This is a genomic window from Pseudomonas sp. BRM28 (assembly GCF_002939405.1).
GTDB lineage: Bacteria > Pseudomonadota > Gammaproteobacteria > Pseudomonadales > Pseudomonadaceae > Aquipseudomonas > Aquipseudomonas palmensis.
Genome location: NZ_PEFV01000001.1, coordinates 3,827,762 through 3,846,938, shown reverse-complemented (window position 1 = coordinate 3,846,938; position 19,177 = coordinate 3,827,762). Strand labels below are relative to the sequence as shown.

Here is a 19,177-nt window from a genome sequence, read left to right as displayed (position 1 = left end):
CTTTACACTACGCCTGCATATCAATTGCACAATGATTTTGTGAAGTCGTACACGATAAGGTTTTGTGAAGCGTGCTTGTTGTAGGTGATCCCATTTACGCGATTCCCGCAGATCTCATCTTTCCGAGACTTGATTTCGCTTTCGCTGAGCAGCCCCTTGTACATGGAGTAGTGGGAGAGAACCCCAAACGACATCCATTTGAGGCCTCCAACGTTTCGTACGGTCAGCTCACGGACTACCGGAATACTCCGCACAATGGGATTTGATACCGGGCTCCATGGGATTTTCCCATAGAAGCCGTACTGGATTTCTGGGTATCGTCCAGTTGAATTCACATCCCTGACCATATCTTCCGCGATTATTCGGTCGAATCTTGATTGATCAGCTAGAGCCGAGCCATTTGCGTAAGATACAACAAAGAAAAAAACGCCGACGGGGATTGCTGAAAGTCCTAGGTATCTTACCTTTGACGCCATTGCGAATAGGATGAATATTATTGCGCCAAAGGCAGGGAATGAGCGTGCGGCTATTACCGGATCATTCAGGAGTACGAGCGGAATAGCTGATGCAACTAAAATTAACACAGGAATAGACAGGGCGAAAAACTTTCTCCAAGGTTCGATTGATGAGATAACCCCCCCAATCATGGCGAAGATGAATATGGCAATATAGAAACCATTAAGCAATGGCGAGCTGGCTTTTTTGTACATCGCAAACACATTGGAATAATTTTCGGCTACCACCTTAATTGATTCGAATGCCAATGGAACCGTATCGATGTGTGCCTTAGTCCAGTTGTCAGACACCATTGCATTGCCGGTAAATTTATAAATTACCGTGGCAATTGCCAATCCTAAAATGTCAACAAGTATCTTTAAGGCAGTTCCCTTGAGGCTTAATTCTTGACGCCATGGCAAATAAACAGATAAGACAATGAACAAGCTTATTGTTGATTGATAGGTGTTGTAAGATGCTGCTAGCAGAGCGACCTTTACGGCTAGCGTTAGGTAAGTTGAGTTTGATTTAAAAGTTGCTGCATAGGCGCTAAGCAGCATTGCTACCGACATAGTCAGTACGTCAAAGTTGTAACTAAGATTCTGAATGAAGAATGGGTGACAAACTATCAGGGATGAGGCAGCAACGCTGAGCGCCGATGATTCTCCAGAGGCTTTGTGCACAATAAAGCAGGTTGCAGCGAGGATTGGTATAGAAATTATCAGCGGGAGAGGGGCGATATCTATTACTTGTGGCGCGCCAGAAGGAGAAAGCACCGTAAACGTCAAGAGCCTCATTATAGCTTCAGCGATAGGCCTGCCATTCATTGTCCATGCAGAATAGGCGTGCACTGATCGATGCCAATCATCCACATAAAAAGTGTTAGCTAGGATTATCGGCAGTGTGAACAATGCGATGATTATGGATAGCCACGCCATCCTTCCTTGTGATGTGCTCATGAAGCGCTTTCTTCCTCAATCAGATAGGTAGGCCGAGCCTTTGTTTCTGTGTAGATGCGCCCGATATACTCGCCGAGCACGCCAATGCCGATTAGCTGAATTCCGCCTAGGAAAAGTATTGAAACCATTAGCGATGGGTAGCCCTGGACTTGATTGCCCCAGATCAGCTTATCCGCGATCATCCAAGCCCCATACGCAAAAGCCAAGCTAGCAACGCTGAAACCTATGTAAGACCAGACGCGAAGAGGGACGGTGGAAAAGCTGGTGATGCCCTCAATTGCAAGGTTCCACAGCTTCCATCCGTTGAACTTCGTGTGACCTGCAGAGCGTTCGGATCTGACGTACTCCACAACAGCAGTCTTCCCGCCTGGCCAGCTAAGTACGCCCTTCATGAACAAGTTGCGCTCTTTCAGCTTTTTGATTCGGTCGACAGTCTGCCTTGAAATAAGCCGAAAATCACCGACATTGTCCTCTATTATCGGGTGGCTAATCTTGTTGTGTAGTTTATAGAACATTCCGGCAGAAAATCTTTTCAGGACACCATCCGAAGAACGATCAGCTCGCTTAGCCAAGACGACGTCATAGCCTTCTTGCCACTTCGCGATAAGCTGCGGGATAACTTCGATAGGGTCTTGTAGGTCTACGTCGATTGGGATCACGGCATCGCCCGCCGCCTTGTGAATTCCTGCGAACAGCGCTGGTTCCTTTCCAAAGTTTCTTGTGAAACTTATATAGCTCACTTGCTCGTCGGATGCGGCTAGCGCCTTTACTTCGGATAATGTCTTGTCTGAACTCCCGTCATCCACAAATAGTATTTCAACTGATAAGTTCTTTAGCTCCTCGCTCCCTCTAACTGCCTTGTAAAATATCGGCACTGCTTCCTGCTCATTAAACACCGGGACGACAAGAGATATTTTCATTATTCGTTCCTTGAAAAAATAAGATTTGAATATAGATATCCGGCCACTAAGCTAAATCCAGAGAAGGCAGCTAGTGTTACTAGAGCGGGCAGGCTCATGTGGTCTGCTGCAGACCCGAAGGCAAACGCCATCAGCCCCATGAAAGATACGTACAGGGCATACGCTGCGGCAGAAGCCCTGGCTTTGAATGTGATTTTCGCATTCGCGAAGAAGCTAAACGTGACTGCGCATAAGAATGCGATGGCGTTTGATGTGCCCTGGCCCACGCCTAAAGCAGTCATGGCGCCGAAAACTCCCCAGTGGATCCCTGTGTTCAATACGCCTATGCTGGCATACTTAAAAAACTTCATGGCATTTCCGTTGTCTGGACTGGGTCGGAAAATCCGCGATGATAGCGTATTGGTCTTTTTTTTGAAATTAGAGCAGGTGATGCGGTGAGTCCGAGCGATGACCTTGAATCAAGGCTAAGAGACGCCCTGTTCGGGAGCTCTAATGGCGCAGCGACGGTGGAGATGCCTTCAAAGCTGGAGCCAGGCGCAGTTGTGGTTCTTAGCGTTCGACGGGATCTGGGGCAACCTTTCCGGTTCATTCATCGAGCTCGTACGTTCCATCGTACAGAGGCGATCCTCGAGGCCGAACAGGAGGCCAAAAAGCAAGGCCTTAGGCCTTGGGCGCTTCTTGATGTGCGGTAGCACCTCTTGAAAACGGATAGACAGCAGTGAGTGATCGTTACGGTAGGGCGCAGCCTGGAGAGTTCTTGCCAGGGATCATCATGCCGCCAGAGATCCATGGCCCGCTGCGCAAGCGGGTGACGGAGATCGAGATGAGCGATACCAAGCTTGAGTGCCTGGTTTCGCAGGCGCGCGCCGAAAGTCTGGTCTAGGGTCTGGAGATTCTCAAGGCTTTCGATCGCCTGGCCGTCGAGCGGCTGTACGTGATGATCGAGAACATGGCGCTGGCGAGATTGGCCGAGCTCGGCGCCGACCAGTGAGAAACCGGCAGTGCCATTCTGGAGTGCCACCTTTTTCCTGCCCAAAAAATAGCCACTAATGTGGCGTGGCTATCCCTTCTCCCTTGCTTAATTTTTGCTACAGCAAAAACACGGCATGTCTACAGGTCCCGTAAATACTGGGCCGCCCCACTTAATCGACCCGATCTATCATGGGTGCAACGCTGAACCGGCGGGACGGCTCGGGCCGCGTATCTACAGGAGTTGTAACAGGTTCTGAGAGCATGTTCGTCTACGTGTGGTGCAGCCAATTCGGGGTGTTTCGGGCGATGGGCGTTCTGCGCTGACACCGCGTCACACCGGCCAGCCCCAAAAACACAAGTGCGCCAGTTTACCAAGAGTCTGCAACCTTCGCCTGCAAGCCCGTCATGCCGGCGCCCAAATGGCCGTGGGCGGGCTAGTCTGTTGCTGTCCCCTGCGCAATGTTCGGCCCACCCCCGCAGGTGAATCGAGGCGCGGTCATGAAGCCTGCCAGGAAAATCGGATTGCGCCGCAGCCTGCGACGGCTTGGGCCCGGGTTGATCACCGGCGCTGCCGACGACGATCCGAGCGGTATCGCCACCTATTCGCAAGCCGGCGCACAGTTTGGCTTCTCCATGCTGTGGACCGTGGTGCTGACCCTGCCCCTGATGATCGCGATTCAACTGGTGAGTGCACGCATCGGCTACATCACCCGTCGCGGCCTGGCCGCCAATATCAAGCACCACGGGCCAGCAGGTGCCTAGCTCGCCCACTTCGAGCCGCGAATCACCGCACAGAAATTCCCGGGCTTGAAGGCGGGGTCCTTGTCGGCCAGCACATCCGCCTTGACGTTGCCGAAGGTGGTCTGCGGCTTGTGGCGGATGCCGTCGTAGAAGGCCTGGATGATGTCTTCCTTGAAATGCTCGCCCCGCGGGTGGGCGCTGACGATGGCTTCGCGCTCGGCAGCGCCGTACTGGCCGTGGGTCAGCCCCAGCACGTCCATCTCGACCCCTGCCGTCACCAGCGCCACCACCGGGTGCATGTGCTCGGGTATGCCTGGGGTGGTGTGCAGAGCGATGGCGGTCCATACCGTATCGATGTCCTGCTGGGCGATGCCGTGGCCGCACAGGAAGTCGCGTGCGGCATTGGCGCCATCCACTTCGAAACGCTCGCAGGCGCTGCTGTGCTGATGGGTCAGGCCCATGTCGTGGAACATGCAGCCGCAGTACAGCAGCTCGGCGTCGAACTTCAGGCCGCGCTTCTGGCCCGCCAGGGCCGCGAAGTAGAACACGCGGCTGGAATGGTGGAACAGCAGGGGCGAGGCCGTATCGCGTACCACCTCGGTGATTTCGCGGGCGAGCTGGCTGTCGGGGATCTTGATGCCGTGGATGTCGAGTGTCATGGGGCAGGCTCCGGGTTGCGGTTCGCCTCCATTGTCAGCCTCGACACTTCTGTCCTCAAATGGCGTGATACGCCATATACTGCCATTTCACGTGAAATCACGACGCCTTCAGGTTCGCCCCTTCGCCATGACCAGAACCATTGCCGTACTCGCGCTGCCCGGTGTTCAACTGCTCGATGTGTCGGGCCCGCTGGATGTGTTCGCCCAGGCCAATGTCGAGGCGGGTCGGCAGGTCTACACGTTGCAGGTGGTGGCGTGCGAGCCAGGGCCCATTCACAGCTCGTCCGGTGCGCGGCTGTTGCCCGACCTGGTGGCAGGTGAGCCCGGGCAGCGCTTCGACACCTTGCTGGTGGCCGGGGCGCCGGATGCGGCGCGGATGCAACTGAACAACGCGCTGCTGGCCTGGATCCGCGATTGCGCGGGCCAGTCGCGCCGCTTCGGCTCGGTGTGCACCGGCGCCTTCGCGCTGGCGGCCAGCGGGTTGCTGGATGGGCGGCGGGTGACCACGCACTGGGCCGCGGCACAGGCCCTGGCACAGCGTTACCCGAGCCTGAGCGTGGAAGAGGATGCGCTGTATGTGCGCGACGGCAAGCTGCGCACAGCCGCCGGGGTCACTGCCGGGCTGGACCTGGCGCTGATGCTGGTGGAGGAAGACCTGGGCCGTGAAATCGCGCTGCGGGTAGCGGCGCAACTGGTGATGTTCTTCAAGCGCCCGGGCGGGCAGTTGCAGTTCAGCCGCAAGGGCGAGGCGCAGCCAGCCGGGCGTTCGGTGTTGCAGCAAGTGCAGCGCTGGGTGGCCGCCAACCCGCAGCTGGCGCTGACAGTCGAGGCACTGGCCGAACATGCCGGCCTCAGCCCCCGGCATTTTGCCCGGCTGTTTCATGCCGAGGTGGGCGTCACGCCCGCAGCCTGGGTGGAGTCGGCGCGGGTGGCCGCTGCACGCGCCCTGCTGGAGGCCGGTGGTGATGCGCCCAAGCAGGTCGCCGCCAAATGCGGCTTCGCCAACGCCGACACCCTGCGCCGCGCGTTCTTCAAGCACGTGGGGGTGACACCTGCCGAGTACCGCAAGCGTTACGGGCACGGCGGGGCGTAGCAACGCTCAGTCGTGCTCCTGGCCCAGATAGAGCAGCTCGCTTTCGAACAGGTTCTCCAGCATCTCACGCGTCAGCGGCTCCACCAGCGTGCCTGCATGGTGGGTGATGCGCAGGCTGGCGCCGGCCTGCTCCAGCGCATCGATGATTGCCAGCAGCGTTTGCTGCTGCGTCACCGTGCCTTGCTCGCTGGGCACCTCCAGGGCGAAGTCCGTGGTATCGAACAGCACGACCGGCGTTTGCGTGCCCACCTTGCGCATCAGCTCGCCGATGCTGTCGGCAGACCACTGGCGCAGCAGCTTGACGATCCCTGGCTTGTGGTCGGCGGCGGTGACGGCGATGGCGTATCGGGACATGGGGGCTCGCTTGAGTCGTGCAATAAAGGGCCGGCAAGGTGAATGCAAATAATGGCAAAAAGCCTTGAACCGATGACGGGTGCGGCGGTCCGACCTCAGGCCTGCTACCCTGTGGCCTTCACATTTCTCGTTTTGCCATAGGAACAGCGGGGCTATCAGATCACTGCACGTCGAAGCGTGCCAGCAATTCAAGGAGCTATTTCGTGGGAAGAACCCCCTCCAACGACACACCCGGGCATTCTCAGCCGCCGACCGTCGACGGCATTCCAGCTCCCAGCGGTGAAGTAAACCTGATCGATACCGACTACGTCGTCGGCCAGGACAATTTCAAGGGCGAGTTTTCCTTCTCGCTGGACATCCACGGCAAGGTGTTCCTCATCTCTGCCGCCACCATCTTCCTGTTCGTCATCCTCACCCTGGCCTTGCAGAACGAAGTCGAGCCGGTGTTCAGCGCCATGCGCAGCTGGTTGACCGCCAACCTGGCGTGGTTCTTCATGAGCACCGCGAACATCTTCGTACTGCTGTGCCTGGGCCTGATCGTCTCGCCGTTGGGCAAGGTGCGCCTGGGCGGGCGCGAAGCGGTGCCGGACCATTCCTATGTGGGCTGGTTCTCGATGCTGTTCGCCGCCGGCATGGGTATCGGCCTGATGTTCTATGGCGTGGCCGAACCGATGTCGCACTTCTCGGCCGCCATGGGCGGGGTCACCCTCGACGCCAACGGCGTGCGTACCGACTGGGCGCCGCTGGGCGGTGCAGGCGGTGATGCCAAGGTGGCGGCCGACATGGCGATGGCGGCCACCATCTACCACTGGGGCCTGCACCCGTGGGCGATCTACGCGATCGTTGCGTTGTCGCTGGCGCTGTTCACCTACAACAAGGGCTTGCCGCTGTCGATCCGCTCGGTGTTCTACCCGTTGCTGGGTGAGCGCGTGTGGGGCTGGCCGGGGCATGTGATCGATATCCTGGCGGTGTTCGCCACGCTGTTCGGCCTGGCCACTTCCCTCGGGATCGGTGCCGAGCAGGCGGCAGCCGGGCTCGAATACCTGTTCGCGATCCCCTCGACCAATGTCAGCAAGGTGCTGCTGATCATCGGCATCAGCATCATCGCACTGGGCTCGGTGCTGGCCGGCATGGACAAGGGCGTGAAGATGCTGTCCCAGGTGAACATGGGCCTGGCGTTGCTGCTGCTGGTGTTCATCATCGTGGTCGGGCCGACCCTGGCGATCTTCACCGGCTTCTTCAGAAACCTCACGGCCTACATCGAGTACCTGCCGGCGTTGTCCAACCCGGTGGGGCGCGAGGATGCCGAGTTCACCCAGGGCTGGACTGCCTTCTACTGGGCCTGGTGGATCAGCTGGTCGCCGTTCGTGGGCATGTTCATCGCCCGTGTCAGCCGTGGCCGCACGGTGCGCGAGTTTCTCATCGCCGTGTTGCTGGTGCCCTCGCTGGTGTCGGTACTGTGGATGACCACTTTCGGCGGCACCGCCATCGATCAGACCGTGAACCAGCACTTTGCCGGCGTGACCGATGCGGTGCTGGAGCTCAAGCTGTTCGCGATGCTCAGCGGCCTGCCGCTCAAGGAGATCACCTCGTTCATCGGCATCGTGCTGGTGGCGGTGTTCTTCATCACCTCGTCCGACTCCGGCTCGCTGGTGATCGATACCATCACCGCCGGTGGCAAGGTGGATGCACCGGTGCCGCAGCGGGTGTTCTGGGCGGTGATGCAGGGCGTGATCGCGATTGCGCTTTTGCTCGGTGGCGGCTTGATTGCGCTGCAGGCGATGGCGGTGTCGACCGGCCTGCCGTTCGCCATCGTGTTGCTGCTCGGCTGTGTGTCGCTGGTCAAGGGACTGATGTCGGAGCCGCGCGGTTAAAGCCCGCCCGGCGCAGCAACTTTATTGTGGGGGCGTAGCAGCCGGCCTTGCCGGCGATGGCGTGCATGGCGCCCCTGGCCCGGCGTAGCCGGGCATCGCCAGCAAGGCTGGCTTCTGCACAAAGCCAGTTTGCTGGCGTTCAATCCCACAGCCGCCCGATTTCCATTCCCGCTTCGAACCGATGTGCCACCTGGGCCTGCAACAGCTCGGCCGTGGCCAACGCATCGGTCAGGGCATGGTGCGCGTGATACGGCGGCAGGTGATAGCGCGCGCGGCTGTCGGCCAGGCGTATCGAGGCTGGCGGCCGGCGCAGCAGGCGGTCCCGCCAACTGCGTTTGCCACGGTGCAGCAGTGCTTCCAGCTGCATGGTGTCGATCACCGGAAACTCCAACCCCTCACCCAGGTGCCGTCGCACCGCATTGTCGAGAAACCCGCGTTCCAGGTTGCGGTAATGCACCACCATCACATGCCCGGCCATGGCTCCCAGCAACGCGTTGAGCACATGGGGCAGGGTGGGCGCATGGCGGATGTCGCTGTGGGTGATGTGGTGGAAGGTCACCGACTCGTCGCTCAGTTCGGTGCGCGGTTTCACCACCCAGTAGCGCGCCTCGGCGCAGCGGATGCGCTGCAGGGTGAAGGGCATCAGGCCAATGCTGACAATGGCATCCTTCTGCGCATCCAGCCCGGTGGTTTCCACATCCAGCGCCAGCAACGGCACCTGCTCCAGGGGAGTGCCAGCCGGCACCACGCCGGCGGCATAGAAGTTCTTCAGCAGCGGGTTGCGCGCCTGGGCTGCCAATGCCTGAAAGCGCGTTGCCCAGTCGATACGGTCGATACCACGCGGCTTCATCGCGAGTGCCGCACGATGCCAGGGTAGCGAAAGCGCAGGAACTTCTGCGCATGGCTCAGCACCTGGAACGCTTCCTTGAGGTTGTGTCGCTCGCTGCTGGAGAAGCGCTCGGGCTCGATGTAGTTGTCCGGCTGCTGGCCGTTTTCGAGGGCGTCCACCTGGTGCCGAATGCGCACCATCGACAGGAACTCCAGCGCATAGCGCAGGTGCTCGATGGCCGCCGGCTGCATCAGCTTGGTGGCGCTGATGGCTTCCAGGCGCTCGACCGAGTTCTGCGCGGTACTGGCGCAGGCCAGGGCATGTACGCGAATCAGGTCGGTGAGCGGTGCGGTGCCGCGGCCCTTGAGGTTGATGATCTGTTTCTGGCGGCCGTCGGTTTCCATCACGAAGGTGCGGAAGAACCCCAGCGGCGGCGTACGGTTCAGTGCATTGCGCGCCATGGCGGTAAGAAAGGCGGGGCTGGCGCTGGACTTCTGCGCGCACAGGATCTTGAGGGTTTCCACCAGTTCCAGCTGGCCATACACCCCGTCGAGGTCGAAGAAGATGCTGCTGTTGAGCAGGGTGGCCGCGTTGGGTTTGTCGATCCACTGGGTGAAGTAGCCCTTCCATACCCGCAGCGGCTGGCGCCACTGGTCGTTGGTGGCCATGATCCCGCCCTTGCAGTAGCTGTAGCCGCACGCGGCCAGGCCGTCGCTGACGAAGGTGGCGAGTTTGAGGAAGTAGGCGTCGTGCTGCACCGGGTCGAAGCTGTCGTCCAGCACCAGGGCGTTGTCCTGGTCGGTGACCAGCAACTGTTCGTCCCGCGCCATCGAGCCCAGCGCCATGAAGCAGTACGGCACGGGCGGCGGGCCCAGGTCGCGTTCGGCCAGTTCCAGCAGGCGCTGGGTGAAGGCGCGCCCGATGCCGGAAATCGCGCTGCCGATCATGTGCGCGGTGGCGCCATCGCGCACCATGCGCACATAGGTGCCGCGCAGGTCGCGCAGCAGCGAGCGCAGGCCGGCCACGCTGTTCTGGTTGGAGATGCTGTTGACCAGGTGCAGGCTGCTCTGGGACTCGTGGCGGATGATGTCCGACAGGTTGATCAGCCCCAGCGTGCGGCCCTTGTGCACCACCGGCAGGTGGTGGATGTTGCGCCGCAGCATGCACAGCATGGCTTCGAACACCGAGTCGTTGGCCTGGATCACCACCGGATCGCTCGACATCACCGTGCTGATGGGCAGGCTGCTGCTGAGGTCGGCGGCCAGCACGCGGGTGCGCAGATCCCGGTCGGTGACCAGCCCCAGCAGTTTGTCGGGGGCATCCGGTACCGGTTCGACCACTGCCACGCACGACACGCTTTCGGCGGCCATCAGGCGCGCCGCGTCCAGAATCGAAGTGTCCTGGCTCACCCACACCAGGCTGCGCGAGAGCAGGGTGCGTGCCTTGAGCTGGATCAGCTCGCTGGCGCGGCCCTGGCCTTCGACAGCGGACTTGAGACGCGAATGTCCTTCGGCCTCCACGAACTCGGCAAAGCTGTCGTGCTGCTCGCACAGTTCGGCAAACAGGTCTGCTGGAATGAAGTAGATCAGGCTGTCTTCCAGCGCCTTGGCCGGAAAGCGCACCTTGTTGCTGCGCAGCAACCCGGCCTGGCCGAAGATGTCGCCTTCGCCCAGGCGGTTGTAGAGCTCGCCGTTGCGCCGGTAGATCTCCACCGCACCGCTGCGCACGTAGTGCAGGTCCTGGATGCTGGCGCCTGCTTCCAGGATGGTGCTACCGGCCTTGAAATAGCTCACCTGGATTCGTGGCGCAATGCCATTGAGGGTTTCTTCGGGCAGGGCGTCGAAAGGGGCGAAACGGTGGAGGTGATCGCGAACCTCCAGAAGCTCGATCTGCATGCAACCTCGCTGAATGTGGGCGTGAAGTGGACCGGGGCTCAGGGCCGCATCAACGGCTCGACGCCGATCCAGGATTTTTTCGGGTGGTGGCACAGTTGCAGTGGCGCCACAGTAACCGACTGCCCGTCGATTTCCAACGTGCCCAGGTTGATCGTCCACTTGGCGTCGGCGTTGAAGTCCGGGGTGTTGAACGCGACGTAGACCGAGCCATAGCGGCTGTTGTTGGTGAGCTTGGGAATGCGCCGGTGCACCTCGTCACTGTTGATGTCGAACGGCGAGGGGCGCACGTAGTCCTTGCCCGAAAGCGGGAAGTCGTTGTTCAGCGCGCCCAGGTAAAGGTCCGGGCGGGCCGCCAGGCGCTGGCCATTCTCGAAGGTCAGGTAGGCCTTGTGGCTGTCGTACAGCATGGGGATGGGCGCTTCGCCCGACCCTGGCTTGAGAGGCTGCTGGCGATTCTTGTTGAAGCCGATCACCTGCACGTAGAACTCGCGCTGTGGCGAGCCATGGGGCACGCTGAAGTAACCCTGCGTGTAGGGTCGATCTCTCCACATCAGCGCATGGTCGTAGAGGTAGGTGTACAGGTAGAAGGTCTTGACCCCGTGCGCGGTCGGCACCTCGAACACCTGGCGCGACTCGCACAGGTCGGCATAGGCCGGGCGCTCTCGCGGGTAGGGCACGCAGGCGACGAGCAGGGCGCTCAGGGCCAGGGCAAGAGAAAAGCGGTGGAACAGAACGTGCAACATGCCGGGCCTCCCTGGCTCGATAGCGCTGCGCAAGCAGTCAACGTGTAGTGTCGACGCCCTGTACTTGTCGAGGTTTTATCAGGCTTTGCGCCGGAATTCCGAACATTTCGTGCAACCGCCATATCATCGGCAGCGTCAGCGCTCTCGTTCCATTGAGTACTTCGTAGACCCGGTTCTTCCGGCCGATTGCCGGTACCAGGTCGGCGGCGCTCAGGCCGGACTGCTCCATTCTGAAGCGAATAGCCTCGATGGGGTCGGGCAGGTCGAGCGGAAACTGCTTGGTCTCATACGCCTCTATCAGCGTGACCATGACATCGAAGTAATCACCTTCGGGCGTGCCGGGTTCCGGCTCGTTGTCGAACAGCTCGGACACTGCGTTCAACGCGGCCTTGTAGTCCTGCTCGGTATGAATTGGGTGAATGTTCACAGGATCACTCCATCTCAACGGTGTCGGCGTCAATGCCATCGTATTGTTCGTGAGTACCGACAAACTTGATGTAGATGGCTTCGAAGCGATAGGCCACGGCAGCCACGATCCGATAGTCATTGCCTTTGATATTGAACACCACTCTGCGACTTTTGAGGATGCTGGCATTGCCGAACTGCGCCTTGATATCCGCAGGCGTGGACCATCTTGCCTGCCTGGCTTCGTCAATCCATGAGAGCAAGGGTTGCTTGGATGCAGGATGCTTCTCGGAAAATGCTTTCAGGTGACTGATGGCAATGATTCTCATAAGGCCCCATTCTGGTCCCAGTGTGGGACTTTTTCAAGCGCGACTTCCAGTTGTTCGTCGCTTGATGACGTCAGACGTTGCCCTCTGGACCACGAGCAACGCCTGAGTGTTATCGGCGAATGGCCAATGTTCAATTACCAGAGTGCAACGGTGTACGACAGGATCAGCCGGTTCTCGTCCAGGTCGTTGCCGAAATGCGTGGAGCGTACCGTGGCGTTGCGCCACTTCACGCCGACGTTTTTCAGCGGGCCGCTTTGCACCACGTAGCCGATATCGGTGTCGCGCTCCCACTCTTTGCCATCGGGCCGCCCCGCACCCAGGTCGATGCCATCGCCGCGCAGGTAGCGGGTCATGAAGGTCAACCCCGGCAGGCCCACGCTGGCGAAGTTGAAGTCGTAGCGGGCCTGCCACGAGGTTTCGTCCTTGTTGGCGAAGTCGCCGATCTGCACGAAGTTCACCAGGTAGGCATCGGCGCCGTTGAGGTAGGCAAAGCCGGTGTCGCCGCGCATGCGCTGGTAGCCCACACCGAAGGCGTGGCCCTGTATGCCATAGGTGAACATCGCCCCCAGCGCCTTGTTGTCGACGTTGCTGGCGCCGTCGTCGCTGGAGCGGGCGAACCGGATATCGCTTTTGAGCGACTGCCCCTCGCCCAGCGCCCAGGTGTGGTTCAGGCCCACGAAGTGCTGGCGGTAGAGGTTGTCGAGCGCACCGTAGCTGTAGCTGGTAGTCAGGCTGTCGGTCCACTTGTAGCTAAGGCTGGCGAAGTCGAAGCGATCGCTGTCGCTGCGCCGGGCCACGATGTTTTTTGCCGCGCCCGTGGTCACGCCCATGTCCTCGTAGTCGGTGGAGTCGCGCTGGTTGACCTGGCGCAGCCGGCCGATGTCGAGGTTCAGGTTCTCCAGCTCCTGCACGTTCAACTGCCCGCCGGAAAAGGTCTGCGGCAACAGGCGCGAGTCGTTGGGCATCAGCACCGGCAGCCTGGGTATCAGGGTGCCGACCTTCAACACGCTGTGACTGGCGCGCACCTTGGCGGTCAGGCCCAGCTCGCTGTACTCGCCCTGGGCACGGCGCGGTGCCTCGCGGTCACGCTGCAGCAGGCCGCTACCACTGCGTTCGGGGCTGGAATCGAGCTTGAGCCCGAGCAGGCCGATGGCGTCCACCCCAACGCCCAGGGTGCCCTCGGTAAAGCCGGACTCGTAGCGCAGCACAAAGCCCTGGGCCCATTCCTCGGCCTTGGACTGCGGGGCCTCGTGCTGGCGAAAGTCGCGGTTGAAGTAGAAGTTGCGCAGTTCCACGCTGGCCTTGCTGTCATCGACAAAGGCCGCGTTGGCCGTGCTGCAAACGCCGGCGAGTGTTGCCGTGGCCAGCAGGCCAAGGCTGAACGGTGGGAAAGTGCGGTGCATGGTAAATCCTCTTTTTTGTTTTTATGAGGTGCAGCGATGCCCGCACGGGCCGCCGTAGCGGCCCGTGACAGGGGTTGCAGTGGTTCAGTGGCTGACGGCGGTGGCGGCGCCCAGGCCAGTCTGTGCGCGCACGAACTGGTCGTCGAAGGCCGCACGTTCGCGGGCTGCGCGGGCGCTGCGGTCGAGCCTGGACACAATCACCGTGACCAGGAACGCCAGCGGCATGGAAAACAGTGCCGGATGGTCATAGGGGTAGATCGCCTGGGCGTTGCCCAGCACCGACACCCACACCGCCGGCGACAGGATCACCAGCCCCAGCGCGGTGATCAGCCCGGCAAAGCCGCCGGCCAGCGCGCCGCGGGTGGTCAGGCCTTTCCAGTACATGGCCATGATCAGCACCGGGAAGTTGGTGGAGGCGGCGATACCGAAGGTCAGGCCCACCAGGAAGGCCACGTTCTGCTTCTCGAACAGGATGCCCAGCAGGATCGCGATGATGCCCAGGCCGACGGTGGCGATACGGGTCACGCGCATCTCGTCCTTTTCGCTGGCGGTGCCCTTTTTCCACACGGTGGCGTAGAGGTCATGGGAGATGGCCGACGCACCGGCCAGTGCCAGGCCCGACACCACCGCGAGAATGGTGGCGAAGGCCACCGCCGACAGGAAGCCCAGGAACAGGTTGCCGCCCACTGCCTTTGCAAGGTGCATGGCGACCATGTTGCCGCCACCGATCAGCGCGCCCTTGAGGTCGCCGTCCACGTAGAACTGCGGGTCGGTGCCGACGATGACGATGGCCGCGTAGCCCAGCACCATCACCACCAGAAAGAAGAAACCGATGAAGCCGGTGGCGTAGAACACCGACTTGCGCGCTTCCTTGGCGTTGGGCACGGTGAAAAAGCGCATCAGGATATGCGGCAGCCCGGCGATGCCGAACACCAGCCCCAGCGACAGCGACGCGGCGTTGATCGGGTCGGCCAGCATCGAGCCGGGGCCCATGATGCTCCAGCCTGTGCTGTGCACGTTCACTGCGCGGCTGGCCAGGGTTTCCAGGCTGAAGCCGAACTCGGCCATGGCCAGCAGCGCCAGGGTGGTGCCACCGGCCAGCAACAGCACGGCCTTGATGATCTGCACCCAGGTGGTGGCGATCATGCCGCCGAAGATCACGTACACCAGCATCAGGGCGCCCACCACCATCACTGCGGTGCTGTAGTCCAGGCCGAACAGCAGCTTGATCAGTTGCCCGGCACCCACCATCTGCACCACCAGGTAGCAGCACACCACGGTCAGCGAGCCGAAGGCGGCGAAGGTGCGGATGCGGGTCTGGTCCAGGCGGTACGACACGATGTCGGCAAAGGTGTAGCGCCCCAGGTTGCGCAGGCGCTCGGCCATCAGGAAGGTGATGATCGGCCAGCCGACGAAGAACGCCACGGTGTAGATGAAGCCGTCGTAGCCCTTGGCGAACACCAGGCTCGACAGGCCCAGCAGGGTGGCCGCCGACATGTAGTCGCCGGCAATCGCCAGGCCGTTCTGAAAACCGCTGATGCCGCCGCCGGCGGTGTAGAAGTCGGAGGTGGAGCGGGTCTGGCGCGCGGCCCACCAGGTGATCGCCAGGGTGCCCAGCACGAACACGAAGAACATCGCGATGGCGTGCAGGTTGACCGGTTGTTTGTCGGCCACCAGCGGCGCCGCGAAAGCCGCCGGGGTCAGCAGCAGGCTGCTCAGCACTAGCAGTGCGGTGCGGTTCATTTCGACTCCTCCAGTACCTGTGCGCTGAGGCTGTCGAAGCGGGTATTGGCGCTGCGCACGTACCAGCCGGTCAGCAGCCACGACAGCACGATCAGTGCCGAGGCCACGGGAATGCCGAGGGTCAGTTGGCGACCGTCCCCCAGCGGTGTGTGCAGCACCTGCGGGTAGAACGCCACCACCAGCATGAACAGGTAGTAGGCACCCAGCACTGCGGCGCTGAGCGACCAGGCCAGGCGCGATCGGGTGCGCACCAGTTGCTGGAATTTGGGGTTGGCGCGGATGCGGTCGCAACTCTGCGCGTGATCGGTTCGGGCGTGCGTCATGGGTGGGGCTCCTTTGTTGTTTTTATTGCCTGGGGCGGGCCATCGACTTTGTTGCGGGTGTGGGGCGTCAGGGCGGCGGGCAGGGCTCGCAGCCAGACGGTAAATGCTGTGGGGCAGGCGCCGGCGCGCCGCGATCAGGTCGCGGGGCGAGGTAACGTGCGCGGGGGTGAGCCGAGGTTGAGCAGGCTCGTACAGGCAGGGGCGAGGCCCTGGTGAGAATTCGACATGTGTGGCACCCGTTGGCTGATTGTTAGCTCTTGATGTCAGCTGCCCCCTTGTCGGTGGCGGCAGCGCAGATGGCTCCGGGCATCTTATATAACAATGTCGGGTTGTTATGGAAGTACTACCTGTGATGTATGGTATAAATACTATATGTGGTTCCGCAAAAAGCTTCGCCGGCAAGGCCGGCTCCTACATGATCACGGTAGGAGCCGGCCTTGCCGGCGAATGGCGTCGACGCGCTGTCGGAAAGATGCGCTCAGAACGCGAGCTTGTACCCGATCAGCAACAGCATCCCCGCCAGGCAAGGGCGCAGTACGTTGTCGGAAATGCGCCCGGTCAGGTGGCTGCCCAGGTAGATCCCCGGCAACGAGCCCAACAGCAGGTAGCCCAGCAACGACCAGTCCATGTTGCCCATGCTGGCATGGCCCAGGCCGGCGACCAGGGTCAGAGGTACGGCGTGGGCGATCTCGGTGCCCACCAGGCGCCGGGTGACCAGGTACGGGTACAGCAGAAACAGCGCGACAGTGCCCAGGGCGCCCGCGCCAATCGAGGTCAGTGACACCATCACGCCCAGCACCACGCCAGTGACCACGGTAAGGGCGTTGAGGCTGCGTTCGCTGAGGTGGTAGCGGTCACCGGCGTGCTTGCTGGCAAACGCCTGCAACCGCGACTTGAACAGGATGGCCAGCGCCGTGAGGATCAGCACCACCGCCAGGCCCTGCTTGATCACGCCGTTGAGCGTCTGGGTGTCGGTATGCAGGGTGCTCAGAAACCACAGGGTCAAGGCCGCCGCTGGCACGCTGCCCATGGCCAGCAGCCCGGTGATCTTCCAGTCGATGTTCTTTTGCTTGCTGTGCACCCAGACGCCACTGGCCTTGGTGATGGCCGCATACAACAGGTCGGTGCCCACTGCAGTGGCCGGGTTGATGCCGAACCAGAGCAGGATCGGGGTCATCAACGAACCACCGCCAACGCCGGTCATGCCGACAATGAACCCAACAACCAGGCCTGCGATGGTGAAACCAAAAGAACCTACATCCATAAATACCTAAACACCCAGCGAGCCCGTGATCGGATGGCGCCAGCATAAAGGTTTTTTTATAGCCAAATAGACTTGTTCGTTATTAGTTTATAACCGTAACGCAGCAGGCGAGGGTGCCATCGACCGCCTGGGCGGCCGATGGGCGAGGGCGGGGGTCAGATCTTGAAGCTGTCTACCAGTTGCTTGAGGCGCCCGGCCTGACGCGCCAGGTCATCGCAGTGCTTGAGGGTGTCGTTGAGGTTGGCCACACCCTGCTGGTTGAGCACGTTGATCTGGGTGATGTCCAGGTTCAGGCTCTCGACCACGGCGGTCTGTTCCTCGGTGGCGGCTGCTACCGACTGGTTCATGCCGTCGATCTCGCCAATGCGCAGGGTCACGCTGGTCAGGCGTTCGCCGGCCTGGTTGGCGACCTGCACGCTCTGCTCGCTGGACACCTGGCTGGCGTTCATGTTGTGCACTGCCTCGCGCGACCCCACCTGCAGGGTGGTGATCATCTTGTGGATCTCTTCGGCCGATTCCTGGGTACGGTGCGCCAGGTTGCGCACTTCGTCGGCCACCACGGCAAAGCCGCGACCGGCTTCACCGGCCCGTGCTGCCTCGATGGCGGCGTTGAGTGCCAGCAGGTTGGTCTGCTGCGAGATGCCCTTGATCACGTCGAGGATCTGGCCGATGTCATCGGTGCTGGCGTTGAGGGTTTCGATCTGCTCGCACGACTCGCTGATCTTCTGCGACAGCGCCGTCATCGCGCTGATGGTCTCCTGCATCACCTGGCGACCATCGTTGGCCTGGTCGCTGGCACCGCTGGCATGTTGCGAGGCATCGGCGGCGTTGCGCGCGATCTCCTGGGTGGCGGCGCCCAGTTCGTTGATTGCAGCGGCCACGCTGTTGGTGCGCAGGCTCTGTTCCTCGGAGCCGATGATCGAGGCGTTGGAGGCGCTCATCACGCGTTCCGACAGGTCGTGCACCTGGCGGGTGGCCGAGGCCACTTCGGAAATCGATGCATGGATGCGCTCCACGAACTGGTTGAAGGCACCGGCCAGTTCGCCGAATTCATCCTTGTTTTCCACGGTCAGGCGCCGGGTCAGGTCGCCTTCGCCCTGGGCGATGTCCTGCATGGCGCGGCCCATGGTGGTGAGGGGGCGCATCAGCACTGGAATCAGCAGGCTCAGCAGGCCGGCGATGGCGGCCACGGCGATCAGCATGGCGATGATGGCCGAGGTGCGGAACTGGCTCAGCGGGGCATAGGCCTTTGCCTTGTCGATGGACAGGCCGATGTACCAGTCGGCCGACGGCAGGCCGCTGACCGGGGCGAACGAGATGATCCGCTGTTCGCCGTTGAGGGTCACGTCGTGCAGGCCGGCGGCGACCTGCAGGTTGCTGCCGGGGTAGATGTCCTTGAGGTTCTTCATGGCCTGGTCGCTGTCCGGGCTGACGATCATCTGCCCGTCGCGGTCGACCAGGAAGGCGTGGCCGATACCGCCGAAGTCCACGGCATTGATGATGTCCACCAGGGTGGCCAGGCTCAGGTCGCCGCCCACCACGCCGACCAGTTCGCCGTTGCTCTTGACCGGCATCGCAATGGTCACCACCAGCCCGCCGACAGCCGCCAGGTAGGGTGGGGTGAGCATGGGTTTGCCGGCGGCGACAGCAGCTGTGTACCAGGGACGCTGGCGCGGGTCGTAGCCGTCGGGCATTTTCGCGTCCGGGCGCTGGGTGAACACGCCGTTGGTCTGGCCCACATAGGTGAACTGGAAGTTCGATGTGAAGGCGGGCTGGTCGACCAGCCCGGGGAAGTCGGCATTGGCGCCCTGGTGGGCGATGTTCTGGGCCAGGTTTTCCAGCACCAGGATGCGCCCGCTCATCCAGTTCTGCACACTGCTGGCTGTCAGCGCGCCGGCCTGGTTGACCGACGATTCGATGTTCTGGCGGATGGTGTTGCGTTGCAGGTAATCGTTGTAGAGGGTGAACAGTGCAAAGGCCAGCACGACGACTGCGCCGGCGCTGAGCAGGATCTTGTGGCGAAATTTCAGGTTCATGTTTCGAGACCTTTAGCCAGATAGGGGAAGTGACGGCGTCACGGGTCGGAGCCTTGTGAGCACCGCCATCGTGAATTGCACGCGACTGACCTTTCAGGTATCGGCTGAAACCACGAAATATTTACGTACCATTTTGACGC

At 61.2% G+C, this 19,177-nt stretch carries 19 protein-coding genes; 4 read left to right on the top strand and 15 right to left on the bottom strand.

All coding sequences use genetic code 11. From position 1 onward, the window contains the following. Positions 1–20: 20 nt before the first annotated feature. From CR917_RS18170 to CR917_RS28175, 3 genes are read right to left on the bottom strand one after another with little or no spacing between them, the layout of a single operon-like run. On the bottom strand, positions 21–1,454 hold the full coding sequence (locus tag CR917_RS18170; protein ID WP_104572755.1) for a glucosyltransferase domain-containing protein: 1,434 nt from the start codon (positions 1,452–1,454) through the stop codon (positions 21–23). Beyond that, positions 1,451–2,374, bottom strand: a complete 924-nt coding sequence (locus CR917_RS18165) for a glycosyltransferase family 2 protein (RefSeq protein WP_104572754.1) — start codon at positions 2,372–2,374, stop codon at positions 1,451–1,453. Before CR917_RS18165 ends, CR917_RS18170 begins: the two co-directional genes overlap by 4 nt. Continuing rightward, the gene (locus CR917_RS28175) at positions 2,374–2,655 is read right to left on the bottom strand and encodes a GtrA family protein (RefSeq protein ID WP_256589780.1); all 282 of its coding nucleotides are present in this window, start codon (positions 2,653–2,655) and stop codon (positions 2,374–2,376) included. The genes CR917_RS18165 and CR917_RS28175 overlap by 1 nt, the downstream gene beginning before the upstream one ends. Positions 2,656–3,092: 437 nt before the next feature. Here CR917_RS28175 and CR917_RS27315 point away from each other — a divergent pair, with 437 nt between their 5' ends. Then, a complete protein-coding gene (locus CR917_RS27315) occupies positions 3,093–3,257 on the top strand; it encodes a hypothetical protein (RefSeq protein ID WP_158255597.1) in 165 nt (54 codons plus the stop codon). A 611-nt stretch (positions 3,258–3,868) separates the two neighbouring features. Further along, positions 3,869–4,108, top strand: coding sequence for a divalent metal cation transporter (locus tag CR917_RS18155; RefSeq protein ID WP_256589716.1), 240 nt, complete (start codon positions 3,869–3,871; stop codon positions 4,106–4,108). On the opposite strand, the gene CR917_RS18150 is transcribed toward CR917_RS18155, so the two are convergent. Beyond that, entirely contained in the window at positions 4,105–4,746 is a 642-nt protein-coding gene (locus CR917_RS18150; protein WP_043864536.1) for an HD domain-containing protein, read from the bottom strand. The genes CR917_RS18155 and CR917_RS18150 overlap by 4 nt on opposite strands. A gap of 127 nt (positions 4,747–4,873) precedes the next feature. Between CR917_RS18150 and CR917_RS18145 the strand changes: the two genes are divergently transcribed. Next, the gene (locus CR917_RS18145; RefSeq protein WP_104572752.1) at positions 4,874–5,839 is read left to right on the top strand and encodes a GlxA family transcriptional regulator; all 966 of its coding nucleotides are present in this window, start codon (positions 4,874–4,876) and stop codon (positions 5,837–5,839) included. 6 nt (positions 5,840–5,845) lie between these two features. Here the strand turns inward: CR917_RS18145 and CR917_RS18140 are convergent, their stop codons facing one another. Beyond that, positions 5,846–6,193, bottom strand: a complete 348-nt coding sequence (locus CR917_RS18140) for a hypothetical protein (RefSeq protein ID WP_058541323.1) — start codon at positions 6,191–6,193, stop codon at positions 5,846–5,848. A 203-nt stretch (positions 6,194–6,396) separates the two neighbouring features. On the opposite strand from CR917_RS18140, the gene CR917_RS18135 reads away from it, so the two are divergent. Beyond that, positions 6,397–8,067, top strand: a complete 1,671-nt coding sequence (locus tag CR917_RS18135; protein ID WP_054915306.1) for a BCCT family transporter — start codon at positions 6,397–6,399, stop codon at positions 8,065–8,067. Between the two features lie 139 nt (positions 8,068–8,206). Here the strand turns inward: CR917_RS18135 and CR917_RS18130 are convergent, their stop codons facing one another. The 10 genes from CR917_RS18130 to CR917_RS18085 all read right to left on the bottom strand — a co-directional run bounded on the left by CR917_RS18130 (position 8,207) and on the right by CR917_RS18085 (position 19,037). Next, on the bottom strand, positions 8,207–8,917 hold the full coding sequence (locus tag CR917_RS18130) for a 3'-5' exonuclease (protein ID WP_043864532.1): 711 nt from the start codon (positions 8,915–8,917) through the stop codon (positions 8,207–8,209). Continuing rightward, on the bottom strand, positions 8,914–10,791 hold the full coding sequence (locus CR917_RS18125) for a DUF294 nucleotidyltransferase-like domain-containing protein (RefSeq protein WP_104572751.1): 1,878 nt from the start codon (positions 10,789–10,791) through the stop codon (positions 8,914–8,916). Before CR917_RS18125 ends, CR917_RS18130 begins: the two co-directional genes overlap by 4 nt. Positions 10,792–10,829: 38 nt before the next feature. After that, complete coding sequence (locus CR917_RS18120) at positions 10,830–11,534, bottom strand: hypothetical protein (RefSeq protein ID WP_104572750.1); 705 nt, start codon at positions 11,532–11,534, stop codon at positions 10,830–10,832. A gap of 37 nt (positions 11,535–11,571) precedes the next feature. Further along, on the bottom strand, positions 11,572–11,961 hold the full coding sequence (locus CR917_RS18115; protein WP_043864529.1) for a type II toxin-antitoxin system HigA family antitoxin: 390 nt from the start codon (positions 11,959–11,961) through the stop codon (positions 11,572–11,574). A 4-nt stretch (positions 11,962–11,965) separates the two neighbouring features. Next, a complete protein-coding gene (locus CR917_RS18110) occupies positions 11,966–12,268 on the bottom strand; it encodes a type II toxin-antitoxin system HigB family toxin (protein ID WP_054915303.1) in 303 nt (100 codons plus the stop codon). Positions 12,269–12,402: 134 nt separating this feature from the next. Further along, positions 12,403–13,671 (bottom strand): OprD family porin, encoded by a 1,269-nt coding sequence (locus tag CR917_RS18105; protein WP_054915302.1) that lies wholly within the window; start codon positions 13,669–13,671, stop codon positions 12,403–12,405. A gap of 84 nt (positions 13,672–13,755) precedes the next feature. Continuing rightward, positions 13,756–15,414, bottom strand: coding sequence for a cation acetate symporter (locus tag CR917_RS18100; RefSeq protein WP_058541320.1), 1,659 nt, complete (start codon positions 15,412–15,414; stop codon positions 13,756–13,758). Next, positions 15,411–15,737, bottom strand: coding sequence for a DUF485 domain-containing protein (locus tag CR917_RS18095; protein ID WP_104572749.1), 327 nt, complete (start codon positions 15,735–15,737; stop codon positions 15,411–15,413). Before CR917_RS18095 ends, CR917_RS18100 begins: the two co-directional genes overlap by 4 nt. Before the next feature lie 478 nt (positions 15,738–16,215). Next, on the bottom strand, positions 16,216–17,001 hold the full coding sequence (locus CR917_RS18090) for a sulfite exporter TauE/SafE family protein (protein WP_043864524.1): 786 nt from the start codon (positions 16,999–17,001) through the stop codon (positions 16,216–16,218). A gap of 155 nt (positions 17,002–17,156) precedes the next feature. Next, positions 17,157–19,037, bottom strand: a complete 1,881-nt coding sequence (locus tag CR917_RS18085; protein WP_058541318.1) for a methyl-accepting chemotaxis protein — start codon at positions 19,035–19,037, stop codon at positions 17,157–17,159. Positions 19,038–19,177: the final 140 nt, after the last annotated feature.